This window comes from Neisseria subflava, assembly GCF_024205705.1.
Classification (GTDB): domain Bacteria; phylum Pseudomonadota; class Gammaproteobacteria; order Burkholderiales; family Neisseriaceae; genus Neisseria; species Neisseria subflava_D.
In genome coordinates this window covers 1,739,629-1,764,954 of record NZ_CP073115.1, presented here as the reverse complement: position 1 = coordinate 1,764,954, position 25,326 = coordinate 1,739,629, and the positions used below count along the sequence as shown (strand labels likewise).

Here is a 25,326-nt window from a genome sequence, read left to right as displayed (position 1 = left end):
AAGGGTTATTATTACTATTTTTTACATGGAATTCAAGGATAGAACGCGCTTTTTTGAGTAAATACGCATAAAGGGGTTTAGTTAAAAAAGGCCGTCTGAAATCTTTCAGACGGCCTTGCTGATTATAGGGCCAAAAGGGCGGCCTGCTGGTGTTGAACCAATTCGGCAATGCCTTTATGTGCCAAGGCAATCAGCTTGCCCAATTCTTCGATGCTGAACGGTGCGCCTTCGGCCGTGCCTTGGATTTCGATGATTTTGCCGGATGCGGTCATGATGATGTTAACGTCGCTGTCGCAGCCTGAGTCTTCGGGATAGTCCAAGTCCAAAAGCGGTACACCGCCAACCACGCCGGCGGAAACGGCAGCGACGGCTTCACGGATCGGATTTTCGCTGATAAGGCCGTCTGAAAGCAGTTTGTCCACGGCGATTTGCAGGGCAACGTAGGCACCGGTAATGGAGGCGGTACGCGTGCCGCCGTCGGCTTGGATAACGTCGCAGTCAATCAGGATTTGGCGTTCGCCGAGTTTTTCCATATCGACAACGGCGCGCAGCGAGCGGCCAATCAGGCGTTGGATTTCTTGTGTGCGGCCGGACTGTTTGCCTGCGGTGGCCTCGCGGCGCATACGAGAGGCGGTGGAAGCCGGCAGCATACCGTATTCGGCCGTTACCCAGCCTTGTTCTTTCCCGCGCAGGAACGGTGGGACATTTTCGTCGATAGAGGCAGTGCAAATCACTTTGGTGTTGCCGCACTCGATAAGGCAGGAGCCGTCGGCGTGGGGGAGAAAATTGGGCGTAATTTTGATGTTGCGCAGGCTGTTGGCGGCGCGGCCGGTGCGGGTGTAGTTACTCATGATGATCCTTTGGGCGGAATGAAAAATAGGTTGCCTTGAATTATAGAGGAATTTGGCACCAAAGGCCGTCTGAAAATCGTCGGTCGGGTGTGTTATAGTGTCCATACTTTCACTCGTATTTGGAAACGGAGTAAAACCATGGCTACAAGACGAACTATTCAAATCCACAGCATGACCGGCTTTGCCAATGCCGCAGGCGAATGCGGCGGCAAGCGGATTAATTTGGAAATCCGCGCGGTCAACCATCGTTATTTGGATGTCCAATTCCGTATGCCGGAAGAGTTGCGCTATTTGGAAGGTGCGTTGCGCGAACAGATTGCCGCGGCTGTGGCTCGCGGTAAACTGGAATGCCGTGTTCAGCTGCAAGATGCGGCTTCTGGCGGTCAGACTTTGGAGGTCAATCAGGACTTGGTCGCACAGCTGGCGAAGTTGAACAAAGAATGGCGCAAGGAACACAATTTCGGCAAGCTGAGCGTGGCCGATGTTTTGCGTTTCCCCGGCGTTTTGGCAGGGCAGGGCGAAGACGCCGAGGCCTTGGCGAAAGGTGTCAAAGATTTATTGACCGGCGCGTTGAAAGAGTTCACGGCTGCCCGCAAACGTGAAGGCAAAAAACTGGGCGAGCACCTGCTGCAACGTCTGGACGGCATGGAAGAGATTGTGGATGCTTTGAACGAACTGTTCCCAAGCCTGCTGCAGGCGCATATGGACAAAGTCAAAGCCCGTTTGGCAGAAGCCGTCGGCAATATCGACAACGACCGCTTGCAACAGGAATTTGCTTTGTTCATCCAGAAATCCGATGTGGATGAGGAATTCAGCCGTTTGCGCACCCATATCGCCGAAGTACGCCGCATCGTTACCGAAGGCAAGGGCAGCGCAGGCAAACGCTTGGATTTCCTGATGCAGGAACTCAACCGCGAGGCCAATACATTGGGCAGCAAGGCCATCGCCGCCGAATGCACGCAAGCGTCGGTAGAACTGAAAGTCTTAATCGAACAAATGCGCGAACAGGTTCAAAATATCGAATAAATCGATAACGAATAGATAAAACAAGGCCGTCTGAAAAGTTTCAGACGGCCTTTGTGTTGATATTGGGTGGAGTTAGTGTGGTTTGTTTTTAAACATTATTGGATGATGGATTTCCTGTTTCGTTACTGTAATTGCGCATAAGAGTTAACATGTGTTAAATTATGGCAATTATTGTCATGATAAAAACATACAAAGGAGTAAAATATGAACTTTCTGACCGCTATCAGTCGGCAAATGACCCGCTTCACCGCCTTGATTATCGTCCTTGCCTCCATCATCGCCTTTATCGAACCTGCCACTTTTTCGTGGGTAAAAGGCGATACGCAAGTCGTCGTACTCGGCATCATCATGCTCGGCATGGGCATGACTTTGGGCAAAGAAGATTATCAAATTCTGGCGCAACGTCCGCTCGATATTTTTATCGGCGCCATCGCCCAATACACGATTATGCCCTTGCTCGCCATCGGCATTGCCAGAGCCTTTGACCTCTCGCCCGGATTGACGCTGGGTTTGGTTTTGGTCGGTACCTGCCCGGGTGGTGTTTCGTCCAATATCATGAGTTTTTTGGCTAAAGGCGATGTTGCCTTTTCGGTTGGCATGACCACTGTTTCCACCGTCCTCGCGCCTGTGATGACGCCGCTGTGGATGACTTATTTGGTCGGACAAACCGTCGAAATGGACGGCTGGGGTATGTTCAAATTTATGCTGCTCGTTACCCTGTTGCCTGTCGTTATCGGCTCTGCCGCCAATATATTGCTGCATAAAAAACATTGGTTTGAAGACGTGCGCGCGATTATGCCTGCCGTTGCCGTTGTCGCGTTTGCCTGTATCGTCGGCGGCGTTGCTGCCGTTCACGGCCACCGCTTTGCTGAATCCGCTTTTGTTATGGTACTCGCCATCGCTGCCCACAACATCGGCGGCTACATCCTCGGCTACTACAGCGGTGCGCTGACTGGCATGAATACTGCTAAAAAACGCACCCTTGCCATCGAAGTCGGTGTACAAAACGCCGGACTTGCGACTGGTTTGAGCGCTAAATTCTTCCCCGGTAATGCCGAGTCTGCCGTTGCCGCCGCCGTTGCCTGCGTTTGGCACTCTGTGTCAGGAACGGTTTTGGGTAACTTGTTTGCCTGGTGGGACAAGCGTAAGCAATAAGCTGTAAACATTGCCAGATAATAAAAGGCCGTCTGAAACACTTCAGACGGCCTTTTGATTGCTTTTTATCAATGCGCTTTATGTGTCGTGCTGTACACGATTTTGTCTGTTAAAGCCATGGCGAGGGCGGAAATCAGGAAGCAGATGTGGGTAATACATTGCCACATGATTTGTTTTTCCGACAGATTGGCGGCGTTGAGGAAGGTTTGCAGCAGATGGATGGAGGAAATGCTGATGATGGACATCGACAGCTTAACCTTTAAAACCGAAGCATTGACATGGCTGAGCCATTCGGGCTGGTCGGGATGTTCGTCAACGTGAAGGCGGGAGACGAAGGTCTCGTAGCCGCCGACAATGACCATGGTCAGCAGATTGGCAATCATCACGACATCAATCAGGTTCAATACAGCGATCATGATGGTGTTTTCATCCATGATGCTGAAATTGGATACCAAGTGCCACAAGGATTTGAGGAACTTACAGGCATAAATGACTTGGGCGATAATCAAGCCTATATAAATCGGCAGTTGCAGCCAGCGGCTGGCAAAAATGAAATGCGCGAAGATGCCCATTCGGTCGTGGGCTGTGCGTTTGGTTGGGGTGGAATGTTCCATAAAATGTGTTGTGTGTAGGAAAGATAAGGGGCGGCATTTTAATGGAAAAATTTTCAGGCTGCAATTTGAGCGGCTGAATTGAAAAAGAAAGGCCGTCTGAAAACAGGATATGGTTTCTTGTTTTTCAGACGGCCTTGTAGGTTGTCAGGACAGGCAAACACGCGCAAAATCGCTTTGCTTTTTAGAGATGGACATTATGTTTGCAGATTCGTTTTTTTATTATCTGGTATTGGTCGGTTTTTCCGCCGGGCTGATGGATGCGGCGGTTGGCGGCGGCGGGCTGTTGCAGATTCCCGGATTGTTCAACCTCTTGCCAAACGCTACGCCTGTGGCCTCGGTGATGGGTGTCAATAAATTTGCTTCCTGCTGCGGCACGCTGACTGCGACGGGGCAATATCTGCGCCGAATCCCCGTGCCGTGGAAAATGCTGCTGCCTGCCGCGGTGTTGGCGTTTGCCGCTTCATATTTGGGCGCGAAAACGGTGGTGTATTTTCCTGTGCAATACATGAAACCGGCAATGTTGGTCACCATGATTGCCATGTGCCTGTACACTTTTTTGAAAAAAGACTTGGGGCAGACGGCGCGCACTGAAAAGCTGACGCGCCGTGAAACCTTATGGGGCTTGTTTTTTGGCGCATTAATCGGGTTTTACGACGGCATGTTCGGGCCGGGGACGGGCAGCCTGCTGGCTTTTGTGTTCGTCCGCTTTTACGGCTATGATTTTTTAGCGGCCAACGCTTCGGCAAAGGTCATCAATTGGACGATTAAAAATGGAATGTTATTACGGTAAATGATTTGAGACGTTCTAACAACTGGAAAAAACGATTCATGAGTACATTCATTATTACAACCATGAGCGCATTCAGGGGAAACTAAAAGGACTGAGCTCTGTGAATTACAGAACTCAGTCCTTGAACTAAATCAGTCTAACTTTTGGGGTCAGATCATTTTACGGAGCTTTTTTTGTTGTGTGCTTTAAGCCATTTTTGCATTTGTTCAATTTCCGCTTGTTGTGCGTTAATAATATCCTCAGCAAGCTTACGCATCTCAGGATCCTTTCCGTATTTTAATTCAACTTCCGCCATTTTTACTGCGCCAATATGGTGTGGCAACATACCTGCTGCAAAAGCAACATCAGGATCTTTATATTGCGCAGCTGCCATCATGTCTTGATTCATTTGATTCATACCTTGCATTAATTCTTGTTGCATTGCAGAATCTGTCGACATTGGCATATTCATGTGTGCTTGATGCGGTTGTTCATTAGCTTGGGCATAATTTGAAATTGCAACAGCGCTAAGTGTGATAAAAGTCATAAGTTTTTTCATGTTTTTCGCCTATGTGATAGCTGAATGAGTATAAATTATAAACTTTGACCTAAGGTTAAAGTCAACATTTATTCCGAAAATGTTTGGTGAGGTGCTAAAAGCTAAAATAAGACAATATTTGAGCTGCGTTACGGATTTATGTTGCTGCTGTGCCTGACCATTGGAAAGTTTGCTTGGGATTTATTGGGTTGATATCGAATGAAAAAAAGGCCGTCTGAAAGTTTCAGACGGCCTTTGCGTTTTACAGTTTAACCGAATGCTCGCGTGTTTCGTGGAATACGATGTCCGGCCAGCGTTCTTGCGTCAGATTCAGGTTGACGCGGTTAGGCGCGAGGTAGGCGAGGTTGCCGTCTGCGTCTATCGACAGATTGCCTGCATTGGCTTTTTCAAACTCCGCCAGCTTTTTCTTGTCTTCGCACGATACCCAGCGCGCCGACCAGATGGATGCGCTGTCGAACACCGCTTCCACGCCGTATTCGTTGGCGAGACGCGAGGTAACGACTTCAAACTGCAACACGCCGACCGCGCCCAAAATCAAATCCGCGCCGCTCATCGGTTTGAAGACTTGCACTGCGCCTTCTTCGCCGAGCTGTTGCAAACCTTTTTGCAGTTGCTTGATTTTCAGCGGGTTTTTAATGCGGACGCTGCGGAACAGTTCGGGTGCGAAGAATGGGATGCCGGTAAACGCCAGTTGTTCGCCTTCGGAGAAGCTGTCGCCGATTTGGATGTTGCCGTGGTTCGGGATGCCGATGATGTCGCCCGCGTAGGCTTCTTCCACCAGCTCGCGGTCGTGCGACATGAAGGTTACCACGCTGGAGGCGGCGATTTCGCGGTTGATACGCAGGTGTTTCATCTTCATGCCGCGCTCGAATTTACCGGAGCAGACGCGCAAGAAGGCGATACGGTCGCGGTGTTTCGGGTCCATATTGGCTTGGATTTTGAAGATAAATCCGGAGAATTTCGGCTCGTCCGGCTCGACCATTCGTACGGTTGCGTCACGCGGTTTCGGCGCAGGAGCCCATTCAATCAATGAATTGAGGATTTCCTGGATACCGAAGTTGTTAATCGCCGAGCCGAAGAACACGGGCGTGAGTTCGCCGGCGAGGAATTCGTCGAGATTAAATTCGTTGGAAGCCGCCTGCACCAATTCGATTTCGTCGCGCAACTGCTGGATTTCCAACGGAAAGCGTTGTTCCAATTCAGGATTGTCGATGCCTTTGATGATGTCGAACTCGTGCGGCAGGCGTTCGCCGCCGGCATCAAAGAGATAGATTTCGTCGTTCAGGATGTGGTACACGCCCTTGAAGTTTTTGCCCATGCCGATCGGCCAGGTTACGGGCGCGCAGCGGATTTGTAGGATGTTTTCCACTTCGTCCAGCAATTCCAACGAATCGCGTACTTCGCGGTCGTATTTGTTCATGAACGTGACAATCGGCGTATTGCGCAGGCGGCAGACGTTCAAGAGTTTGATGGTTTGCGCTTCCACACCTTTTGCTGCGTCAATCACCATCAAGGCGCTGTCGACGGCGGTCAATACGCGGTAGGTATCTTCGGAGAAGTCTTGGTGTCCCGGCGTGTCTAAGAGGTTGACGGTATGGTCTTTGTAGTCGAACTGCATTACGGATGAGGCCACGGAAATGCCGCGCTGCTTCTCGATGTCCATCCAGTCTGAGGTGGCGAATTTGCCGGTTTTCTTGCCTTTTACCGTACCCGCGCTTTGAATCGCACCTGAAAACAGCAGCAGTTTTTCGGTCAGCGTGGTTTTACCCGCGTCAGGGTGGGAGATGATGGCAAACGTGCGGCGGCGGCGCACTTGGTCGAGGATTTCTTGGGACATGGTTTTCTTTGTAAAAAGGTTTCAGGCCGCTTTTTCAGACGGCCTGAAGGATATGGGTGTTGGAAAACAGGCTAAAATAAGGGGTGTGCAACACGCCCTGCAATAGATTGAAAGATGCGGAATTGTACAAAAAAATGCTTGATAACTCAATGTTTGCACTAAGACAAAGGCCGTCTGAAAAGTTTCAGACGGCCTTATGCTATGAATCGATGATTAAATATCCATCGGTTTCCATTCCGCGCCTTTTACCGGCGGCAGCCATGATTGCGTACCGCTGGAGGAAAATCCCCACAAGGTGTCGGGGAGGCCGTAATGGTCGGCGCGCGTCGGGTCGAGTTGCGTTTCGATTTCATCTTCGCGGCCTTCACGGATTTGCGTGGCGATGTGCGGATTAATCATCACAGTTTTGCCCAATGCGATAAATTCTGCCCAGCCGGTTTCATAGGCGGCCAAAATTTGGTCGGCGGTAAACAGGTTGCCCACGCCGATAAGCGGCAGTTTGTCGTTGATGCGTTCGTGGATGAACTGCATACGGGTTTGCGCGGTATCGCCGCCGCGACGGATTTTTTTATCAAATTCCCACAGGGAAACGTGCAGATATTGCAGCGGTTTTTGTACCAATGCGTCAATCAATGCGCCGGTTTCGGTCATGGTTAAGCCGTCGTCGCCCGGTTCTTCAGGGGAGAAGCGGTAGCCGATGATGAAGTCGTTGCGCTGGTGTTTTTCACAGACGGCAACTACTGCATCGATCACGGCAAGCGGGAAGCGCATTCTGTTTTCCAAGCTGCCGCCCCATTGGTCGTTGCGGCGGTTGCTTTGGGCAGAGTAAAACTGTTGGATCAGGTAGGCATTGGCACCGTGGATTTCCACGCCGTCAAAACCGGCGCGAAGCGCCAAATCGGCGGCTTGTGCATAAGAGGCGATGAGCGCTTCGACTTCTTCTGCGGTCGCTTCGCGTGCGTGTTCAGCTTCGCTGGCGGAAGCGCTGATTTTGTCGAGACCGTCCAAAAGGTCATCAATGGCTTTGGAACCGCCGTGATGGATTTGCAAAATCGCTTTTGCGCCTTGCTGTTGCAGGATTTGTGCAGTTTCTTTCAGGCTGTCGAGGCAGTGTTCGCCTGTGGCCTCAGGTTGGCCGTGAAAGGCTTTACCGTCTTTTTGAACCAAAGTGGCGGCAGTGATAAACATGCCCATATCGCCTGCGCGGTTGCTGAGGAAGGTACGCTCTTGGTCGCTGATTAAACCGTCGGTTTGTGAGCCGAAATGGGTCATAGGGGCGACGACAAGGCGGTTTTTGATGGTTACGCCGTTATTGAGGGTGTATGTTTGAAAGAGTGGGGCGTATTTTGGATTCATGAGATTTTGCTCTTGATAAGTGAATGGTTGGCAGAGAATTGGGCTATTCGGGAAATTATCAAGTACACAGGCCGTCTGAAAAGTTTCAGACGGCCTGTTTATTCTTTAAGCCTTAGGATTAAAGATTAGGATTGACAATGATTTTTACGGCGGATTCGTTGTTGTGAATCAGACGCTCGAAGCCTTCGGAAATCAATTCGTCCAGTTTGATGCGTTGGGTGATGAAAGGCTCAAGGTTGATTTTGCCTTCTTCAACCAATTTGATGGTTTCTGCGTGGTCGTTACAGTAGGCGATGGTGCCGCGCACGTCCAGCTCTTTCATCACAACGCTGTGGACGTTGATGGTGGCGGGGTGGCTCCAAATGGATACGATGACGACTTTCGCAGTCGGACGGCATGCTTCGACCATGGTGTCCAGCACTTTGTTGACGCTGGTGCATTCGAATGCGACGTCTACGCCTTCGCCGTTGGTCAGTTTTTTCACTTCTTCGACGACATCGACTTCGGATGGGTCGAGGATGTAGTCGGCCACGCCGGCTTCGCGTGCTTTGTCTTTACGTGCTTTGCTCAATTCGGTGATGATGACTTTGATGCCTTTGGCTTTCAGTACGGCAGCCAACAGCAAACCGATTGGGCCTGCACCGCCGACCAATGCAACATCGCCTTCTTTCGCACCACTGCGTACATAAGCATGGTGGCCGACAGACAGAGGCTCAATCAAAGCAGCTTGGTCCAATGGGATTTTGTCGGAAATAGGGTGTACCCAACGGCGTTTGACGGCGATTTTTTCAGACAAGCCGCCACCGCAGCCGCCCAAGCCGATGAAGTTCATGTCTTTGGAGAGGTGGTAGTTGCTGCCTTCGCCGGTCGGTACGTCGTCGCGGATGATGTAGGGTTCGACAACAACGTGTTGGCCGACTTTGATGTCGTCCACGCCTTCGCCTACGGCATAAACCACGCCGGAGAACTCGTGACCCATGGTTACAGGGGCTGACTCGCCGGAGATTGGGTGCGGATGGCCGCAAGGCGGAATGAAAATCGGGCCTTCCATGAATTCGTGCAGGTCGGTACCGCAGATACCGCACCAAGCAACATTGATGCCGACAGTACCCGGAGCTACGGTTGGCTCTGGAATGTCTTCGATGCGGATGTCGCCTTTGTTATAAAAACGTGCTGCTTTCATTGTAACGCTCCTTTTTTAAAGTGGAGGCCGTCTGAAAAAGACGGTCAATTAGGGAAAGGGAAGCAGTGTGGCGTGTGAAATGGTTTTATTGATATGTTTTATGTTTGTTATTTTACTACTAATAATATGGAAATGGTTTGTCTTTGCTCAAATTAAAGTTTGTAAATGAAAAAAAAGGCCGTCTGAAATGGATAATCTATTTTCAGACGGACTGGGGCAATAGTTTGAATGCGTTATGGTGTAGGATTGTTACTTTTGCCGCGCTTCAGATGTTTTTGGTAGGCGATGACGTAGTCGGCCTTGCTTAAGCCCGCCAATACGCGAATATGGGCGGCGGCGGATTTGGACATGGATTCCAAGGTATAGCCGCCTTCCAGCACGGAAACGACACGTCCTTGACAGCTTGCCGTTGCTTGGACGATTTTGTGCGTCAGCCAGGCAAAGTCGGCTTCATGCAGGTTCAGACGGCCTGTTTCGTCTTGTTTATGCCCGTCAAAACCTGCCGAAAGCAACACCAACTCGGGACGGAAAGCCGTGAGCTTGGGCAGCCATTGTTCGCGGATGGTCGTGCGGAAGATACGGCTGCCTGTGCCCGGTTTGAGGGGCGTATGCAGCATATTTTTATTGCCGGCGTATTGTTCCGCCTGAGGGAAGGGAAAGATGTCGGTTTCAAACAGGTTGAAAAACATCACGCGCGGATCGTCTTGGAGAATCTCCGCCGTACCATCGCCGAAGTGGACGTCGAAATCGATGACGGCGATGCGTTGCAAGCGGTATTGGGCAATGGCGTGCATCACGCCGGCGGCAACGTTGTTGATCAGGCAAAATCCGCCGGCGCTGTTGCTGTGGGCATGGTGGCCGGGGGGCGGATGGCGCAAAAAGCATGCCAGGCCTTTTTGTGCATCACCATATCGACTGCTTTAACAACGGCTCCGGCCGCAAAACGGGCGGCTTGGAGGGAGTCGTGGCAGATGACCGTATCGTCGTCGATACGGTGGATTTTACCGGGGAGCGGCTGGGCGGCTTCCAACTCGTGTAGATAGTTGCGCGAGTGGACCAATGCCAGCTGCGCATCTTTGATTTCCGGTGCTTCGGCGGTTTGCAGGCGACGCCAAATGCCTTCTTGTTTTAAGGCGGTTTGAATGGCGCTGATGCGTTTGGGCCTGTCGGGATGGTTGGGTCCCGGCTGGTGCTGCAGAAATATCGGATGGGAAATCCATACGGTGCGGGCATTTTTGCCGAGTAGTCGACGCAGCAGGGTACGTACGCGCCAAATGATTTTTTTAAGCATGGAAAGTGTGTATCGAACGAGTCGCACGGACTGCTAAATATGGTTAATAAATACGGAAATGCTTGGAAATTTTTCAGACGGCCTTTAGAATAGCTCAATTTTACAGTCCGACCAACTGCGTTTTGGACTGTATGCAGTTTTTTACTTTATCTTAAAACTCAAAAGAACGGATATATTATGAATCAAGCTGTGGCTCAATTTGCCCCTTTACTGTTGATTATGGTGGTGTTTTACTTCCTGATTATGCGTCCTCAACAAAAGAAATTCAAAGCACATCAAGCTATGCTGGCTGCTTTGAAAGTAGGCGATAAAGTCGTTTTGGCTGCAGGTTTCAAAGGCCGCGTGACCAAAGTCGGCGAGCAATTCTACACTGTCGACATCGGCCAAGGTGCGAGAATCGAAGTAGAAGTGGAACGCAACGCGATTGCCGCGAAAGCCGAATAATCCGTTTTTTTGCGAAAAGCCGCCTCATTTTCCGAGTGCGGCTGTTTGCCTTTATAAATAAAGCAAAGGTTTACCATGAACCGTTATCCTTTATGGAAATACCTGCTGATTGCGTTCACGATTGTGGTTGCGGCTGTTTATTCGCTGCCCAACCTTTTCGGTGAAACGCCTGCGGTACAGGTATCGACCAACCGACAAGCCATCGTTATCAATGAGCAAACCCAGTCTAAAGTGTCTTCTGCGTTGCAAAGCGCAGGTATTCAGACTGACGGTATGTTCATTGTCGATAACTCGCTGAAAGTGCGTTTTAAAGATACTGAAACGCAACTGAAAGCGCGTGATGTCATTGAAAACACTTTGGGCGAAGGCTATATTACCGCGCTCAACCTTTTGGCGGACAGTCCTGAGTGGATGGCGAAAATTAAAGCCAATCCGATGTTCTTGGGTTTGGACTTGCGTGGCGGCGTGCATTTCACCATGCAGGTGGACATGAAAGCCGCGATGCAGAAAACGTTTGAACGTTATTCCGGCGATATCCGCCGCGAATTGCGCCGCGAAAAAATCCGTACCGGCACGGTGCATCAGACTGAAAACGGTCTGACCGTGCCTTTGCAAGATGCTGCCGATGTACAAAAAGCATTGCCTCAGTTGCAAAAATTGTTCCCTGAAGCCACGCTGCTGCCGGACGGCAACAATATCGTGCTGACTTTGTCTGAAGAGGCAATCAATAAAGTACGTTCTGATGCGGTTAAACAAAACATCAATACGTTGCACAACCGTGTGAACGAATTGGGTGTAGCCGAACCGGTTATCCAACAATCCGGCCTTGACCGCATTGTCGTACAGCTGCCGGGCGTGCAAGATACTGCCAAAGCAAAAGACATTATCGGTCGTACCGCGACTTTGGAAGTACGCATGGTGGAAGACGATCCGATTAAATTGCAGGAAGCCTTAAACGGTAATGTACCGACTGGTTATGAATTGCTGTCAAGCGGTGGCGATCATCCGGAAACTATCTTGGTCAACAAACAAGTTGAACTGACCGGCGACAACATCAACGATGCGCAACCTAGCTTTGACCAAATGGGTGCGCCTGCCGTGAGCCTGAGCCTGGATAGTGCGGGCGGCAGCATTTTTGGCGAATTGACTTCGGCCAATGTGGGTAAACGTATGGCTATGGTGTTGATCGACCAAGGTAAATCCGAAGTCGTGACCGCACCAGTCATCCGTGCCGCCATTACCGGCGGCCGCGTGGAGATTTCCGGTAGCATGACGACAGCCGAAGCCAACGATACTTCATTGTTGCTGCGTGCCGGTTCGCTGGCCGCGCCGATGCAGATTGTCGAAGAACGTACCATCGGCCCGTCTTTGGGTAAAGAAAACATTGAAAAAGGTTTCCACTCTACCTTGTGGGCTTTGCCGCTGTTGCTGCATTCATGGTGATTTACTATCGCTTGATGGGTTTCTTCTCTACCATTGCCTTGAGTACCAATATCTTGTTTTTGGTGGGTATTTTGTCTGCCATGCAGGCAACGCTGACCTTGCCGGGTATTGCCGCCTTGGCTTTGACCTTGGGTATGGCGATTGACTCCAACGTGTTGATTAATGAACGTATCCGTGAGGAACTGCGTGCCGGTGTCGCACCGCAGCAGGCCATTAACCTCGGTTTCCAACACGCTTGGGCAACCATTGTCGACTCCAACTTGACCTCCCTGATTGCCGGTATCGCTTTGTTGGTATTCGGTTCCGGCCCGGTACGCGGTTTTGCGGTTGTACACTGTATCGGTATTCTGACTTCGATGTATTCATCCGTGGTTGTGTTCCGTGCTTTGGTCAACCTGTGGTACGGCCGTCGCCGCAAATTGCAAAATATTTCCATCGGTTCGGTATGGAAGCCGAAAGCTGAAATGGCAGAAGGCAAGGAGTAAAACATGGAATTATTTAAAATCAAACGCGATATTCCGTTTATGAGCTACGGCAAACTGACGACTTTTATTTCGTTGGTTACGTTTATCGCCGCCGTGTTCTTTTTGGTAACCAAAGGCCTGAATTTCTCCGTCGAATTTACAGGCGGTACGGTGATGGAAGTCCAATATCAGCAGGGCGTGGATGTGAATAAAACGCGCGAACGCCTCGATACGCTGAAAATGGGTGATGTACAGGTTCAGGCATTGGGTACGAACAAACACATCATGATTCGCCTGCCGAACAAAGAAGGCGTAACCTCCGCCCAATTGTCCAACCAAGTGATGGATTTGCTGAAAAAAGACAATCCTGACGTTACCTTGCGCCAAGTCGAATTCATCGGCCCTCAAGTCGGCGAAGAATTGGTCACCAATGGTTTGATGGCATTAGGCTTCGTGGTGGCAGGTATTATTATTTACTTGTCCATGCGTTTTGAGTGGCGTTTTGCAGTGTCCGCGATTATTGCGAATATGCACGATATCGTGATTATTCTCGGCTGTTTCGCCTTCTTCCAATGGGAATTCTCATTGACTGTCTTGGCAGGTATTTTGGCAGTTCTGGGTTATTCTGTGAACGAATCTGTGGTCGTGTTTGACCGTATTCGTGAAAACTTCCGTAAGCCGCATATGCGCGGCCACACTGTGCCAGAAGTCATCGACAACGCGATTACCGCGACCATGAGCCGTACCATTATTACCCACGGTTCGACCGAAGCAATGGTTGTTTCTATGCTGGTGTTCGGTGGTGCAGCCTTGCACGGTTTCTCTATGGCGCTGACCATCGGTATCGTATTCGGTATTTACTCTTCCGTATTGGTTGCCAGCCCGCTCTTGCTGATGTTTGGCTTGAGTCGTGAGAACATTGCCAAAGAAGTGAAGAAAAAAGAAGAAGTTGTAGTTTAATCGCTGCAATGCTGCGATAAAGGCCGTCTGAAAATTGATTGAATCAGTTTTCAGACGGCCTTTTGTATTTAAATTTCAGAATGTTTTGTTTTAATGAAATATGAGGGGATAAATATGAAAGAAAAAGAAAAAATAGGAACAATATAATTTTGTGATGAATCAAGTTTATTGTCTGATGTTCCCTTAATTGCTTGTCAGTCCCAATATTTTAAAACATAATACTTTTGCCCCCGATGCTGGAGTTTTACTACAAGTACATGATTTGCAAAAAATCTGTCGGGAGTGCAGACCCTGCCAATCAACCTCAAAAAAGGAAGGCCAAGAATGAAAGTAACCAGTTTCGGCGAAGTACTGTGGGACGATTTTCCAAACGGAAAGGTATTGGGTGGTGCACCCCTGAATGTTACCGTTCGTTTGCAGTCTTTGGGTATCGATACTGCCATTATCAGTCGTCGCGGCGATGATGCCGATGGTGAAGAATTGCTACGCAAGATTCAAAGCAAAAACGTCAACACTGATTATTTGCAGGTTTGCCAGGAATGCGCGACCAGTTTGGTGAAAGTACACTTGGACAAGTCTGGCAGTGCGTCTTATGAGATTGTTTATCCTTGCGCGTGGGACAGGATTGCGGTTGATGATGCGGCAATCAAACGTGTGTCAGAATCCGATGCTTTCGTTTTTGGCAGCTTGGCAACCCGTGATGAAGTTTCGCGTAAAAGTTTGGCAGTTTTGCTGAAAGAAGCCAAATTCAAAATTTTTGATGTTAATCTGCGCAAGCCTCATTACGATATTGACCGCTTGTTGGAGACCATGAAACAGTCTGATATGGTCAAACTCAACGATGATGAGTTGTATGAATTGGCTGCGGCTTATGGCTCTCCTTATCACAGTATCGAGCAAAATATCAGCTACCTCGTTGAGTTGAGCGGCGTCAAAATTTTTTGCGTGACTTTGGGCAGTCATGGCGCGGTTTTGTATAAGGACGGCGAGTTGTACCGTCATTGCGGTTTCCGCGTCAAAGTGGTGGATACTGTCGGCTCCGGCGACAGCTTTCTTGGCGGTTTGACTTACAAGCTGCTCAATAATGCGCCTCCTCAAGAAGCCATTACTTTTGCTTGTGCGCTGGGTGCATTGGTTGCTTCGCGTCATGGTGCAACGGCGGATATTTCTTTGGAAGAAGTTGAAGCGTTTATGAATCCGGCTTGATATTTTGACAAGAGACATAAAAAGGCCGTCTGAAAACCATTAAATCAGGTTTTTCAGACGGCCTTAGTATTTTCAGGCTTTACCAATAAGTTGTAAAACATTCTAAGTTGGTATTTTTCGGGCCACTTCCTTCTTCGGTCGGCGAACCAATCATCATCAGGCCGATGATTTTGTCTTTGTCGGCACACTCAAATGCTTCGCGCAACAATGGGCTGTTGACCCACATGCCGGTAATCCAAACATTGTCGAAGCCTTGAGCAGAAGAAGCCAGTTGTAAAGCATAGGCGGCGCAGCCGGCAGTCAGCATTTGTTCCCATTCAGGTTTGGGTTTTGCCACTTCATGGTTCGGCGCGAATGTAACGCCGATAATCATAGGCGCCATGTTGCCGACGCGTTCGGCCTTTTTCATGGCATCATCGCCGAAGTTGAGTTCGGTAACGGTCTTGCTCAAAAGCTCACGGAAACGTTGTAAGCCAGCCTCGCTTTGAATCACAGTAAAGCGGTAAGGGCGCATATTGCCGTGATCAGGTACTTGTGTTGCCGCTTGCAGCATTTGTTCCAGTTGCTCGGCATTGGGTGCCGGAGCAGCCAGTTTTTTGGAAGAACGACGCGTGGTGAGGAGATTTAAGGCATCCATTTTTATTCTTTCTTGTGGATTCGAATGAGAATAATTATATAACAGAACGATAAATAAATCAGCAAAGGACTAAGGCCGTCTGAATTAAGGTTTCAGACGGCCTTTGAGTTTTACAGGATACCGTTGTTTTGTGTATTTTCAGTAATCAGAGCTTTGCTGATTTCGTCGGCGGTGTAGCTCTTACCGTTTCCGAATACAAAGCTGTCGACATTATTGTTGGCAATGTCATGGATGGTCAGGGTGTCGCCTGTATCTTTGATGGTTAATACCCAATCATCGCCGGTTTTTAACTGTAAATCTTTCAGCGTAATCCCTTCTTTGAAAAGGACTTGGGTATCGCTGCCACCATACGGATTAAAGGTGTCGTTGCCGCTGTTTCTGCCGAACATAATCACCGTACGCTCGGAACCGGGGTCGGTAATGGTATCGTTGCCGCCGGCCGTATCAACGATGTTGATGCCTCGGCCCAAAGTAATGGTTTCATCACTGCGGTTGCCCCTGTATTCGACAACAGAAGTGTAACGCGACAAATCTAAATCGCTGTTGTCGCTATCGGCATGGATGGTGTGGTTGAAGTTGTTGTACACATCCCGGTTGAGTTCTTCAACGGGTTGGCCGGTGTATTGGACGATGTTTGTGTTGCCGATCATGTGCGGGATAGACAGTTTGAAGTGGTTGATTAGCTCGCCGGTGCTGTATGAGGTATTGCCGTCAAACTGAAACTCGGAAATCGCACCATAAATACCGCTTTGGTTTTTGATGGTTAAAACATCGTCTGTGCCTTTGATGCGGATATGCCAAGTGTCGCCATTCAGCAGGGGTGGAGATACAAATTGGTTGCTGTCGGGCATGTCGGCAATCCCGGTTTTGTCGTAACCTTTTTCAACGGTAATTTCGAGGTCGTCAAGGGTAATGTCGCTGGTAAATTTAACGACATTAGCGTTGAGTCTGTGTAGGCTTGCCTCGCTATCAAAACCGAAGTTGAAGTCAAAAATGGTATCATGACCGTAACCTTTGCCGAAGATATAGGTATCGTTGTGTTCGCCGCCTTCCAGATAATCATTGCCTGCGCCGCCGTCAAGCAGGTCGGCACCTACATGGGCATAGAGTTTGTCATTGCCGTTGCCACCATAAAGTTTATCGTCGGAATCCGGCTCAGTGCTGTAATAGGTTGCACTGTGTTCGCGCAAGATGTCATCGCCATCGTGGCCATAAAGGGTATCATGGCCGTCATTGCCGCCGTCGATTTCATTGTTGCCTGCATTGCCATGCAAGGTATCATCGTCGTTTGTGCCGACGAGTTTAATGGTTTCGGTCTTCAGCGCTTGGAAGGTTTGTTGGAACTGTGCGGCAGTGTAGGTTTGGTCGTTGAACTGGAAACGGTCGATGGAAATGCTGCCATCCGCACCGATTTGGTTTTGAATCAGGGCTGAACCTTGTTCCGAAGTGATTTCCCAACTTTGGCTGCCATCATCGTTATGAATGGTCTTCAGGTTGAGCTTGGCATTGTTCAGGCCGTCTGAAAACTTGAGGGTATTGATGCCTTGGTTGTCGATAATGGTATCGTTGTCGCCGTAGATATAGGTATCGTTTCCGGCTCCGCCTTTCAGAATGTCTTTACCGTTGCCGCCCACTAAAATGTCGTCGCCTGCATCACCGTTGATGACATCGTTGCCGTCGCCGCCATCCAGATAATCGTTGCCGTCGCCGCCGTTGAGGTTATCGTTGCCACCCATGCCGTAAACGGTATCATCACCACGTCCGCTATTGAGGCGGTTGCGGCCTTCGTTACCGGTCAGGATGTTATTGCTGTTGTTGCCGGCGGCAAAAATATTGGCCGAGCCGGTCAAGGTAACATTTTCGACGTAGGTAGCGGCGGTATGGGAAATGCTGCTGAATACGGTGTCTTCTCCGCCGTCAGCCTGTTCAATCACCACGTCTTTTACATCATCAATGTAGTAAGTGTCATTGCCGTCTCCACCTTCCATAATGTCGGCACCGGCTTTGCCATCGATAATATCATCGCCGGATGTGCCGATCAGATGGTCATTGCCGCCGCTGCCAGCGATGGTCTTGCCGCTTTCGGTATGCTCAGTCAGGGAAATATTGAAATATTTGGCAAAGCTGTTTACATCCAGTTTTTGTGTGCCGATGATGAATTGGGAGACTGCCGGTGTTGTACCGTTTTGAGTGTATTGGTTTTTGATAGTTAAAACGGCGTTGCTGTTTTTCACGGCAATCAGCCAGTCATGGCCGCCGGTTTCATTGTTTCGGACTTCGACGGTTAAATCGTTAAGGCTTAGGTCGGTATGAAAGCGGATGCTGTTGTGGCCTTGATTGTCGATGATGGTGTCTTGCTCGCTTTTGGCAGAGAAAAGGTAGGTATCATCGCCTTCGCCACCTTCAAGCACATCGTTGCCTGCTTCGCCGTTGAGGATGTCATTGCCTGTTTCGCTGAAAAGAAGGTCGTTGCCTTCGCCACCATTGATGACATCGTTGCCACCGCCGCCGTAAACGATGTCGTCACCGCGCCCGCTGTTGAGGCGGTTGTGGCCTTCATTGCCGATGAGGATGTTGTTGCTGTTGTTGCCAGCACCGAAAATGTTGGCTGTACCGGTCAAAACAAGGTTTTTAACGTGGTTTGGAAGGGTATAGCTGACGTTGCTGCAAACCGTATCATCGCCGCCATTTGGGTTTTCAATGATTGTATCGTCAGTGAGGGTTACATAATAAACGTAATCTTCCGACGTGCCTGTCGTTACTTGTTCAAGGGCGGAAGGTTGTAATTGCTCTAAATGTCGTAATTCAAATTGCGCATTGGAGGTGCGCATTGCTTTTTCGATTGTCATGATATTTTCTTTAGATATTGATGAGAGTAACAAGGAAGTAAACGTATCCGGCATATGGCCGGTATTGCTTAATTTGTATTGTGTTTAGGCTGTATATACTAGTGCCGAAATTTGATAAAAACAACAGAAACGTTAAGATATGACAATATATAGAGAGCTTTATCAGGCTTTGTCTGCCGTCTATTCCTTTGCTAAATGGCTTTGCCTTGTATGTCTGTTTTGTTTCTTATATACCACACATCAATTTTCATAGTTTCAAACTATGAATAGTTGTAAAAAGGCCGTCTGAAAAAAAGAAGCAGGTTTCGCATTGCAAAACCTGCTTCTGATTTTTCAGACGGCCTGTCTGATTACAGAGTACGGGCAACTTCGACGATGTCGAAACATTCGAGTTGATCACCTTCCATAATCTCGTTGTAGCCTTTGAGCATCAGACCACACTCGAAGCCCATGCGGACTTCTTTGACGTCGTCTTTGTAGCGTTTCAAAGAAGACAGCTCGCCGGTATGGATAACCACGTTGTTGCGGATGAGGCGGACGTGGGAATCGCGTTTGACCACACCGTCGGTAACCATACAGCCTGCAATATTGCCGACTTTGGAAACGGAGATAACCTGACGGATTTCGACCGTACCGGTGACTTGCTCTTTCTCTTCCGGAGAGAGCATACCGCTCATGGCGGCTTTCACATCGTCGATGGCATCGTAAATGATGTTGTAGTAACGGATTTCCACGTTTTCATTCTCAGCCAGTTTGCGTGCGGAAGCATCTGCACGGACGTTAAAGCCGATGATGAATGCGCCGGAAGCGATGGCCAAGTTGACATCAGATTCGGTAATGCCGCCAACGCCGCTGTGTAACACGTTCACTTTCACTTCGTCTGTGGACAGTTTTTTCAGGCTGCTCGCCAAAGCTTCGTAAGAACCTTGTACGTCTGCTTTGATGATGACGGACAAGGATTGGGCTTGGTTTTCGCCCATGTTGTTGAACATGTTTTCCAGTTTTGCGGCCTGTTGTTTGGCCAAGCGCACGTCGCGGTATTTGCCTTGACGGAAGAGGGCGATTTCGCGCGCTTTTTTCTCGTCGGCCAATACCATTGCATCTTCGCCTGCGTTCGGAACGTCGGACAAGCCGAGGATTTCGACAGGGATAGACGGACCAGCTTCATTGATGGCTTTGCCGTTTTCGTCAACCATCGCACGGATTTTACCGAATGCGGTACCTGCCAGCAGCATATCGCCTTTTTTCAGCGTACCGCTTTGAACCAGCAATGTGGCAACCGCGCCGCGGCCTTTGTCCAAACGTGCCTCAACGATGATGCCTTTTGCAGGTGCATCGACTGGGGCAGTCAGTTCCAAAACTTCGGCTTCGAGCAATACCGCTTCGAGCAATGCATCGATGTTCAGGCCTTTTTTAGCGGAAACGTCGATGAACTGTACATCGCCGCCCCATTCGTCAGGCACGACTTCGTGCGCAGTCAGCTCTTGGCGGATACGCTCAGGGTTGGCGGCTTCTTTATCGATTTTGTTGACGGCAACCACCATCGGTACGCCCGCGGCTTTGGCGTGAGCAATCGCCTCGATGGTTTGCGGCATCACGCCGTCGTCGGCTGCTACAACAAGAATCACGATATCGGTGGCTTTCGCACCGCGTGCACGCATGGCGGTAAACGCTTCGTGACCCGGAGTATCCAAGAAGGTAATCACGCCGCGAGGGGTTTCAACGTGGTATGCACCGATGTGTTGGGTAATGCCGCCCGCTTCGCCTTGTACCACTTTGGCGCGGCGGATGTAGTCCAGTAGGGAGGTTTTACCGTGGTCAACGTGACCCATCACGGTAACAACCGGAGGACGCGGCAATGCTTCGGCTTCTACTGCTTCAACGCCTTCATCCAAGAATGCTTCAGGATCGTCGGCTGCGGCAGGTTTACCGATGTGGCCGAGTTCTTCTACCACAATCAGGGCAGTGTCTTGGTCGATAGATTGGTTGATGGTTACCATCATGCCCATTTTCATCAGGGCTTTAACCACTTCGACGCCTTTAACGGCCATTTTGTGTGCCAAGTCGGCAACGGTAATGGTTTCAGGCACCAAAACTTCGTGTATGACAGGCTCGGTCGGCGCTTGGAAGGCGTGTTGGTTTGGCTCAAGTTTGAGTTTTTTGCCTTTTTTGCCGCCGCGTACGCGCTCGTCGTCGCTAGTGCGTGTATTGTTGCGGTCGCGACCACCTTTGCCGCCTTTGCCTTTAACATTGCGGCCTTGAGTGTCTTCATCACGCTCACGACGGTCTTCTTTTTTACTGCGCGCGTTGTGTTCGGATTTGCCTTCGCCGGATGTTGCTTTGGCTTTCTCGGCAGGTTTGTTGCGTTCGCCTGATTTGGCTCCTTTAGTAGGTTTTGAGTCTTGATCGGCCTGTTGTTTCATGGCTTCGCGGCGCGCTTGACGCTCTTGTTTTTCTTTCAACAAGGCTTCTTGATGCGCACGCAGGGCGGCGGCACGACGGGCTTCTTCATCGCGTTGAGCCTGTTCTTCCACGCTGACGACAGGTTGCGGTACGGCAGGAGCAGCAGGTTTGGCTGCCTTTTTCGCTTCTTTGCCTTTGCCGCCTTTGTCTTGTTTGGCTTTGGCAGGTTTTTTGGCTTCGGCTGGTTTTTCAGCTTCAACGGATTTTTCAGACGGCTTGTTGTCTGCTTTAGCCTCAACTTTTGCTTCGGCCTTGGCTTCTACGGCTTCAACCGGTTTTGCTTCTTCTTTTTGGGCTTCGGCAGGTTTGCCTTCCGCTTTTGGTGCGGCTTTGGCTGCTTTCAGTCTGGCAGCTTCGGCCTCAGCTTTGGCACGTGCTTCGGCTTTTGCGGCAGCTTCTGCTTCAGCTTTGGCTTTTTCTTCGGCAGCTTGGGCGGCTGCTTTTTCTGCTTCGGCTTTTTGGTTTTCCGCTGCTACTTTGGCTTTGGCTTCCGCTGCCAATTCTTCGGAAGAAGGAATGGCAACGGCACGGCTGCGGCGGCGTGTTTCCACTTTTACGCCGTCAACGGTGCTGACTTCGGTTTTTTTGCGGCGGATGCTGATGGTGCCGCTGTTGCTGCCGTTTTTCTTTTGCAGGTAAGCAGTCAACAGTTGTTTGTCGTCAGTGGTTATGCTGTCATTACCGCTGTTTTTATTGACCCCGGCTTCTTTTAATTGTTTAAGCAAATCATCAACGGGGCGGTTTAGTTCGGCGGCAAATTGCGCTACGGTTGTATTACTCATTCAGTACCCCCTTAGTTGTTTTCTTCAGTAAACCAGTGTTCGCGTGCAGCCAAAATCACTTTTTTGGCTTCTTCTTCGTCAACACCGGTAATTTCGACCAATTCGTCAACAGACAATTCGGCCAGATCATCGCGTTGGGTAACACCGGCTTCGGCCAGTTTGCGCAACATATCGGAATCTACGCCGTCCAGATTGCGCATGTCTTCAGACACTTCACCCAGTTTTTCTTCTGCGGCGATGGTAATGGTCAGGATCGCGTCGCGTGCGCGGTTGCGCAGGGTTTCAACGATTTCTTCGTCAAAGCCGTCAATCGAGAGCAATTCTGCCGCTGGAACGTAAGCAACTTCTTCCAAAGTGGCAAAGCCTTCTTCAACCAAGATATCGGCGGTTTCGTCGTCGATGTTCAAGTGGGTGGTGAAGAGGTTGCGGATAACGGCGTCTTCGGCGGCATTGCGCTCGTCGGCTTCTTCAACGGTCATGATGTTCAGCTGCCAGCCGGTCAGGATGGAAGCCAGGCGGACGTTTTGACCGCCGCGGCCGATGGCCAGCGCCAGTTGGTTTTCATCAACAATCACGTCAACGGCGTGTTTGTCTTCGTCAATCACGATGCGGCTCACTTCGGCAGGAGACAGCGCGTTCATCACGAATTGGGCTGGCTCAGGAGACCACAATACGATGTCGATGCGTTCGCCGGACAATTCGTTGCTCACGGCGTTAACACGGGAACCGCGCACGCCGATACAAGTACCTTGCGGGTCGATGCGTTGGTCGTTGGCTTTAACGGCAACTTTGGCGCGTTGGCCTGGGTCGCGTGCTACTTCGCGGATTTCCAACAGGCCGTCTGCAATTTCAGGTACCTCGTTGGCGTAGAGTTTGGCCAAGAAGTCGCCGCTGGTACGGCTCAAAATGACTTGTTTGCGGCCGGTATTGCCGATTTCGTCCACACGCAGGAAGAGGGCGCGGATGCGGTCGCCGCTGCGGAAGTTTTCGCGCGGAATCATTTCTTCACGCGGAATCAGTGCATCAAGTTTGCCTGCGACGACTTCAACGATGATGCCGTGGCGCTCGACGCGTTTTACCGTACCGGAAACGATGTCTTCTTTAGAAGCGAGGAACTCGTTCAGGTTTTGCTCGCGCTCCGCATCGCGGATGCGTTGCAGAATGATTTGTTTGGCTGTTTGCGCTGCTTGGCGGCCGAAGCCTTCGTTTGGCAGCTGCTCTTCGTAGTATTCGCCGATTTGGATGGTTGTGCCGGGGATTTCTTCTTGGATTTCCTCGATGGTTTTTTCTATGTCGGGGTAGGTGTAGTCTTCATCGGCAACAATCAGCCAGCGGCGGAAGGTTTGGTATTCGCCGGTATCGCGGTCGATTTCGACGCGCACGTCCATGTGCTCGCGGTCGGCTTTTTTCTTGGCAGCAGTAGAGAGGGCGAATTCAAGGGCTTTGAATACGACTTCCGTTTCAACGTTTTTTTCACTTGCCAGCGCTTCGGCCAGCTGTAACATTTCGCGACTCATTTTCTAGAATCTCCAAGTAATCGGTTTTTAAAATTTAAATTCGGGGCGCAAACGGGCTTTGTCGATATTGCTCAATTCGATTTGGGCAGTTTTGCCGTCGAAAGAGACGGTAACGATGTCGTTTTCGCAAGATTCGATACGGCCGATGAAGTTTTTCTGACCATCAATCGGCAGGCGTGTTTTGATTTTGGCGTTCTGGCCGGCAAAGCGCACGAAGTCGGCGGCTTTTTTCAACGGACGGTCAAGGCCCGGGCTGGAGATTTCCAAACGTTTGTAGTCGATGTCTTCAACCATAAACACGCGGCTCAGATGGTTGCTGACAGTGGCGCAGTCTTCGACGGTGATGCCGCCTTCTTTATCGATAAAAACGCGCAAATCGCCTTGTGCGGTCAGTTCGAAATCGACCAGCTCGTAGCCCAAGCCGGGCAGGGTTTTATCAAGAATGCTTTGAATATCCATGTTTCTCCAGAAGTATATAAACAAAAAAATGGCCGCGCGGCCATTTTTCGTGTGATTTGAAAAATTGGCCTATTATAACTGTTTTCAAGATAAAAGAAAAGTGTTGATTTGGCGTGGATTTTTTGAAGTGATTGCGTAAATGGAAGGATAGGGGTGAGACCGTCTGAAAAGGAAATTGTTGACAAGTTTTGATATAGTACTTCTGAAATTGTTTTGAAAAACAAATAATTGGTATTGCTTTATTTTCAGACGGCCTTGTATTTCCAGATTTTTCGTGCTTGCACAATGTGCAAGGCGGTTCTACAATTTCTTCATACCCACCGAATAAGAAAGAAGGCCGCCATGTCCGCACACCCGATTTACAATTTTTCCGCCGGTCCTGCCGTATTGCCGGAAGCGGTATTGCGTACCGCGCAACAGGAAATGCTCGACTACAACGGTACGGGCTTTCCCGTGATGGCGATGAGCCACCGTTCGGATATGTTTTTGAGTATTCTGCATCATGCCGAACAAGACTTGCGCCAGCTTTTGAATATTCCGTCCAACTATAAAATCCTATTTTTACAGGGCGGTGCGACCACGCAATTCAATATGGTGGCCATGAATTTGGCGCATGGTTTTGCGACTGCCGACGCGGTGGTAACGGGCAACTGGAGCCGCATTGCCTATGAACAGATGAGCCGTTTGAGCAATGCTGAAATCCGTTTGGCCGCGCATGGCGGCGAGCAATATGCCTATAAAAACCTGCCTGCGGTTGAGGATTGGGATGTCAACCCGAATTCTGCGTTTGTTCATTTTGCGATTAATGAAACCGTAAACGGCTTGCAGTATCAAAACGTCCCCAAACTTTCAGACGGCCTGCCGCCGTTGGTATGCGATATGTCGAGCGAGATTTTGTCGCGTGAGTTTAATGTGTCTGATTACGGCTTGATTTATGCCGGCGCGCAAAAAATATCGGCCCTGCCGGTGCGACCGTGGTCATTATCCGCGAGGATTTGTTGGAGCGTTGTCCAAAAGATATTCCCGATGTGTTCAACTACCGTTCGCACATCAACCGCGACGGTATGTACAACACGCCTTCCACTTATGCGATTTATATGTCGGGTTTGGTGTTCCGCTGGCTGCAAACGCAGGGCGGTGTGAAAAAAATTGAAGCGGTCAATCGAATAAAGGCGCACACCTTGTATGAGGTGATAGACAGCAGCGGCGGTTTTTACATCAACGATATCCATCCTGATGCGCGCTCCAAAATGAACGTGGTCTTCAAAACCGCAAGCGAAGATTTGGACCGCCGCTTTGTGTTGGAAGCTGAGTTGCAGGGCTTGTGCCTGCTCAAGGGTTATAAAACCGTCGGCGGTATGCGTGCCAGTATTTACAATGTGATGCCGCTTGAAGGTGTGAACGCGTTGGCTGACTTTATGAAAGATTTTCAACGACGTTACGGTTAAGACTTAAGATAAA

At 49.9% G+C, this 25,326-nt stretch carries 16 protein-coding genes and 5 pseudogenes; 9 read left to right on the top strand and 12 right to left on the bottom strand.

The genetic code is table 11. From position 1 onward, the window contains the following. Positions 1-122: 122 nt before the first annotated feature. Positions 123-851 (bottom strand): ribonuclease PH, encoded by a 729-nt coding sequence (gene rph / locus KCG54_RS08510; RefSeq protein WP_254323930.1) that lies wholly within the window; start codon positions 849-851, stop codon positions 123-125. 138 nt (positions 852-989) lie between these two features. Here rph and KCG54_RS08505 point away from each other — a divergent pair, with 138 nt between their 5' ends. Then, positions 990-1,877, top strand: coding sequence for a YicC/YloC family endoribonuclease (locus tag KCG54_RS08505; protein ID WP_283254573.1), 888 nt, complete (start codon positions 990-992; stop codon positions 1,875-1,877). 204 nt (positions 1,878-2,081) lie between these two features. After that, on the top strand, positions 2,082-3,032 hold the full coding sequence (locus KCG54_RS08500; protein ID WP_004519302.1) for a bile acid:sodium symporter family protein: 951 nt from the start codon (positions 2,082-2,084) through the stop codon (positions 3,030-3,032). Positions 3,033-3,100: 68 nt separating this feature from the next. On the opposite strand, the gene KCG54_RS08495 is transcribed toward KCG54_RS08500, so the two are convergent. After that, the gene (locus KCG54_RS08495; protein ID WP_004519303.1) at positions 3,101-3,646 is read right to left on the bottom strand and encodes a TIGR00645 family protein; all 546 of its coding nucleotides are present in this window, start codon (positions 3,644-3,646) and stop codon (positions 3,101-3,103) included. A gap of 196 nt (positions 3,647-3,842) precedes the next feature. Between KCG54_RS08495 and KCG54_RS08490 the strand changes: the two are divergent. After that, positions 3,843-4,409 (top strand): annotated as a pseudogene (locus tag KCG54_RS08490) (sulfite exporter TauE/SafE family protein); the annotation flags it as partial. Beyond that, positions 4,396-4,566, top strand: a pseudogene (locus KCG54_RS08485) (IS3 family transposase); the annotation flags it as partial. The pseudogenes KCG54_RS08490 and KCG54_RS08485, both read left to right, overlap by 14 nt. Positions 4,567-4,590: 24 nt before the next feature. On the opposite strand, the gene copM reads toward KCG54_RS08485, so the two are convergent. From copM to KCG54_RS08460, 5 genes and pseudogenes are all read right to left on the bottom strand, one after another. Next, positions 4,591-4,974 (bottom strand): CopM family metallochaperone, encoded by a 384-nt coding sequence (copM, locus tag KCG54_RS08480; RefSeq protein ID WP_036491551.1) that lies wholly within the window; start codon positions 4,972-4,974, stop codon positions 4,591-4,593. A 241-nt stretch (positions 4,975-5,215) separates the two neighbouring features. Beyond that, positions 5,216-6,811: a peptide chain release factor 3 gene (locus KCG54_RS08475; protein WP_254323929.1), complete on the bottom strand. Its 1,596-nt coding sequence runs from the start codon at positions 6,809-6,811 to the stop codon at positions 5,216-5,218. A 213-nt stretch (positions 6,812-7,024) separates the two neighbouring features. Beyond that, positions 7,025-8,167, bottom strand: a complete 1,143-nt coding sequence (locus tag KCG54_RS08470; RefSeq protein WP_254323928.1) for an NADH-dependent flavin oxidoreductase — start codon at positions 8,165-8,167, stop codon at positions 7,025-7,027. Positions 8,168-8,285: 118 nt separating this feature from the next. Beyond that, complete coding sequence (locus tag KCG54_RS08465) at positions 8,286-9,350, bottom strand: 2,3-butanediol dehydrogenase (protein ID WP_003745670.1); 1,065 nt, start codon at positions 9,348-9,350, stop codon at positions 8,286-8,288. 233 nt (positions 9,351-9,583) lie between these two features. Continuing rightward, positions 9,584-10,641, bottom strand: a pseudogene (locus tag KCG54_RS08460) (histone deacetylase family protein). Between the two features lie 177 nt (positions 10,642-10,818). Here KCG54_RS08460 and yajC point away from each other — a divergent pair. From yajC to KCG54_RS08440, 4 genes and pseudogenes are all read left to right on the top strand, one after another. Next, positions 10,819-11,085: a preprotein translocase subunit YajC gene (gene yajC, locus KCG54_RS08455; RefSeq protein ID WP_003678762.1), complete on the top strand. Its 267-nt coding sequence runs from the start codon at positions 10,819-10,821 to the stop codon at positions 11,083-11,085. Positions 11,086-11,160: 75 nt separating this feature from the next. Further along, positions 11,161-13,013: pseudogene (secD, locus tag KCG54_RS08450) on the top strand (protein translocase subunit SecD). Positions 13,014-13,016: 3 nt separating this feature from the next. Next, positions 13,017-13,952, top strand: a complete 936-nt coding sequence (secF, locus tag KCG54_RS08445) for a protein translocase subunit SecF (RefSeq protein WP_003686183.1) — start codon at positions 13,017-13,019, stop codon at positions 13,950-13,952. Between the two features lie 324 nt (positions 13,953-14,276). Next, positions 14,277-15,158, top strand: coding sequence for a carbohydrate kinase family protein (locus tag KCG54_RS08440; protein WP_254323927.1), 882 nt, complete (start codon positions 14,277-14,279; stop codon positions 15,156-15,158). A 79-nt stretch (positions 15,159-15,237) separates the two neighbouring features. Here the strand turns inward: KCG54_RS08440 and KCG54_RS08435 are convergent, their stop codons facing one another. From KCG54_RS08435 to rimP, 5 genes are all read right to left on the bottom strand, one after another. After that, positions 15,238-15,795, bottom strand: coding sequence for a nitroreductase family protein (locus KCG54_RS08435; protein WP_254323926.1), 558 nt, complete (start codon positions 15,793-15,795; stop codon positions 15,238-15,240). A 110-nt stretch (positions 15,796-15,905) separates the two neighbouring features. Then, positions 15,906-18,644: a calcium-binding protein gene (locus tag KCG54_RS11980; RefSeq protein WP_283254572.1), complete on the bottom strand. Its 2,739-nt coding sequence runs from the start codon at positions 18,642-18,644 to the stop codon at positions 15,906-15,908. A gap of 350 nt (positions 18,645-18,994) precedes the next feature. Continuing rightward, a complete protein-coding gene (gene infB, locus KCG54_RS08415; protein WP_254323925.1) occupies positions 18,995-21,889 on the bottom strand; it encodes a translation initiation factor IF-2 in 2,895 nt (964 codons plus the stop codon). Between the two features lie 11 nt (positions 21,890-21,900). Beyond that, positions 21,901-23,406 carry a transcription termination factor NusA gene (gene nusA / locus KCG54_RS08410; RefSeq protein WP_254323924.1) on the bottom strand — a complete coding sequence of 502 codons (1,506 nt, stop codon included), beginning with the start codon at positions 23,404-23,406 and terminating at the stop codon, positions 21,901-21,903. A 27-nt stretch (positions 23,407-23,433) separates the two neighbouring features. Then, entirely contained in the window at positions 23,434-23,865 is a 432-nt protein-coding gene (gene rimP, locus KCG54_RS08405) for a ribosome maturation factor RimP (RefSeq protein ID WP_003685973.1), read from the bottom strand. Between the two features lie 342 nt (positions 23,866-24,207). On the opposite strand from rimP, the pseudogene serC reads away from it, so the two are divergent. Next, positions 24,208-25,313: pseudogene (serC, locus tag KCG54_RS08400) on the top strand (phosphoserine transaminase). Positions 25,314-25,326 lie beyond the last annotated feature (13 nt).